The organism is Moraxella cuniculi DSM 21768, from assembly GCF_900156515.1.
GTDB classification, from domain to species: Bacteria; Pseudomonadota; Gammaproteobacteria; order Pseudomonadales; family Moraxellaceae; genus Moraxella; species Moraxella cuniculi.
In genome coordinates, this window is sequence record NZ_FTNU01000039.1 from 1 (window position 1) to 2,417 (window position 2,417).

The 2,417-nt window shown below is 45.0% G+C and carries 6 protein-coding genes; 2 read left to right on the forward strand and 4 right to left on the reverse strand.

Annotated elements, in window-relative coordinates:
• Positions 1 to 12: 12 nt before the first annotated feature.
• From BW928_RS11135 to BW928_RS11145, 3 genes are read right to left on the reverse strand one after another with little or no spacing between them, the layout of a single operon-like run.
• The gene (locus tag BW928_RS11135) at positions 13 to 555 is read right to left on the reverse strand and encodes a D-Ala-D-Ala carboxypeptidase family metallohydrolase (protein WP_076556234.1); all 543 of its coding nucleotides are present in this window, start codon (positions 553 to 555) and stop codon (positions 13 to 15) included.
• A 14-nt stretch (positions 556 to 569) separates the two neighbouring features.
• A complete protein-coding gene (locus BW928_RS11140) occupies positions 570 to 878 on the reverse strand; it encodes a hypothetical protein (RefSeq protein ID WP_076556235.1) in 309 nt (102 codons plus the stop codon).
• The gene (locus BW928_RS11145; RefSeq protein ID WP_076556236.1) at positions 875 to 1,243 is read right to left on the reverse strand and encodes a hypothetical protein; all 369 of its coding nucleotides are present in this window, start codon (positions 1,241 to 1,243) and stop codon (positions 875 to 877) included. The genes BW928_RS11140 and BW928_RS11145 overlap by 4 nt, the downstream gene beginning before the upstream one ends.
• A 329-nt stretch (positions 1,244 to 1,572) precedes the next feature.
• Between BW928_RS11145 and BW928_RS11150 the strand changes: the two genes are divergently transcribed.
• Positions 1,573 to 1,803 carry a hypothetical protein gene (locus BW928_RS11150; protein ID WP_076556237.1) on the forward strand — a complete coding sequence of 77 codons (231 nt, stop codon included), beginning with the start codon at positions 1,573 to 1,575 and terminating at the stop codon, positions 1,801 to 1,803.
• On the opposite strand, the gene BW928_RS11770 is transcribed toward BW928_RS11150, so the two are convergent.
• Positions 1,766 to 1,936 carry a hypothetical protein gene (locus BW928_RS11770; RefSeq protein WP_158078461.1) on the reverse strand — a complete coding sequence of 57 codons (171 nt, stop codon included), beginning with the start codon at positions 1,934 to 1,936 and terminating at the stop codon, positions 1,766 to 1,768. The genes BW928_RS11150 and BW928_RS11770 overlap by 38 nt on opposite strands.
• 301 nt (positions 1,937 to 2,237) lie before the next feature.
• Between BW928_RS11770 and BW928_RS11155 the strand changes: the two genes are divergently transcribed.
• Positions 2,238 to 2,417 (forward strand): ribbon-helix-helix protein, CopG family (locus tag BW928_RS11155; RefSeq protein ID WP_076556274.1); only part of this gene is annotated, 180 nt, incomplete at its 3' end.

Below are 2,417 nucleotides of genomic sequence, written 5' to 3' on the forward strand. Positions count from 1 at the left end.
GGGGGGGTATCATCAGCCAATCCTAAAAACCTGTCCTCTTTGAGTGCCGCTTGGGTGCTTGTAGCCCAGATGAATCCAGCTGTTTGGACTGGTTGGGTATTCGATGATGGCTTGGTCAAATTTAATGCCTTTGGCTTTTAGCCCATCGGTGAGCTTTTTTAGCACTTGCTTGGTGTTGCCCACTTCAGGACAGACAAAATCCATCGCAAAGCCGTATAAATGAGCGGAATTTTTTGCTCCACCAATCTTTGCGTTTAGTTTGGGACTTCTATAGCCACTTGAGATGCGGATTGGCTTGCCAAGAATTTCCCTAGCAGGTTGAAATAGCTTAATCGCACTGTCAATCAAGTTTTGTAGCACTTTGCCATCTGGCATATTGTCAAGACCTAGACGGCTTGCGGTGTTGCTGGCAAGTAGTTCGTTTAGGCTGATATTTTCGGTGATTTTAATCACTTTGCCATCACGCATGGCACTACGCATGGCTTGTTTGGATTTTTCGCCCCAAATGCCGTCAGCGGTTACGCCCAGCTGCGTTTGAATGTCTTTAATTTGCATAAATTTCTCCTTTGTTAAGCGGATTTTCGTTTTCTTAATTTAATCTTTAGACAATGTTTTTGCACTTGCAAAATCACCCCCAGCCAAAAAATCAGCATCAGCACATTGCCAAGCGTCTCGGCTTGAGAGTGCATCAGCACATTGTCAAGCAGGCTGTCTATCATATCAAGCAGGCTAATCGACCAACCAAGCGTCCCAACGGCAACCAGCCACGCATCGCCTGTGCGAGTTTTGCGGTCGTTGAAGGAATTTAAATGCTTGATAAAAGTATAAATGCCCGTAATCATGCCAATTAGGCAAATCAACAGATTCCACCAAGTCATTTTTTGTCCTCCTTGTTAAAGGGCAGATATTTGTCCTTGATATTTTGATAAACCTCGTCTTGGCGTTTTTGGTCGCTGATAAATACCAAAAGCCCTGTGATAATCGGCGTCAAAAACACCGAGCCAACCAATGCCCAAGCAATCAGCGTGGCAGAGGGCGGGTGGTTATCGCCGTTTAGATAAATCGCCACGCCAACGCCGCAAATGGTGCCAATTAGGGGCTTGGCAATAAAAGGGGCAATCAGCCGTTTGTCAATATCGGCAATCTTGATAAAGGCACTGGCAACGCCGCCCAAAAAGGCAAACAGCCAAATCCCCAGCCATGAAATCAAAAAAGGGGCGTGCAGCCCCTGTAGTTCGGTCATTTTTTGCTCCAAAAAAAACCCCAAACACAAAGGCTTGGGGTGGTGTAATATAAAGTACTTGATATTTATGCAAATAGGAGCTATAATAAGCCCATCAACATAAGGAATATTGATGGGTGTCAGTGACTGACACTGACGATTTAAGGAGAAGACGATGAAAACGCTCATTCAGCTAATCGTAATCATCGCCCTGTTACTGCTAAGCTACCCAGCTTGGTAATAGCAGAAGCCTAAAGCAAGTAGCAGTTGCCAAGGCTTGAGCTAGGGGAAACCCTAGCCACTCCTTAACTCTTATCATAGCACATCATGGTTAAAAATCAAGGCAAATTATGAAAAAATCCACAGCATCACAAATTAAAGCCAGCATGAATTATGAAGCTCGTGCTTTGGAACGCATTGCCGCCATCGTGCTAAGCGTGCATGATGAAGAGGTTTATCACGCCCTACAGTTCATCAAAGCCCATCATGGTGGCAATCGTGCTGGGGCGATTAAACAGGCGATTGTTGAGTATGCCAAACTGCTTAAACCCACGCCCCATCAAGCCAGCGATACTGCTTAGTATTGTCAGGTGGTGCGGTGAGCGTAAAATCTTTATCATCGCCCAAGTCGCTAATGACACTGTCAGGATTGCCAATGTCTTGGTATAAAAAAAGCCCATCTGATTTTTGGTAAATATACAGTTTTACTAACATATTTTTGCTCCAAAATAAAAAAAGCCAAGCAAAATGCTTGACTTGAAAAATTAGTACACTTACAATAAAAGCATCAAGGCAGAGTGGTCGGACACCCTGCCTTGTAGGTTACCGCTGCTCACCTAACAAGCAGCAGCAACCACCCAGTAAGGAGTACTGCAATGAAAACCTTTATACGCATTGCAATTATCCTTGTGCTTATTATCTTACTACGCTCATCTAGCTAAGTCAAGCATAATTAGCACAACGGCTGCCACAGCGGCATCGTGGCAGTCCTACTGGGTCTAATTGAGAATTTCACATGGCACTCACCCCCAGTCAAATTGTTGCAAAATCAGACGCTCGCCGTGGCATGAAAGCCAAAAGCTACAAACTACCCACCACGCTGATTGATAAAATCGCCGAATTGTCCGCCCAGCACAACATCAGCCAAGGCGAATTGCTCCGCCAAGCGGTTGAGCTGTGGGAATTATCGTTTAAC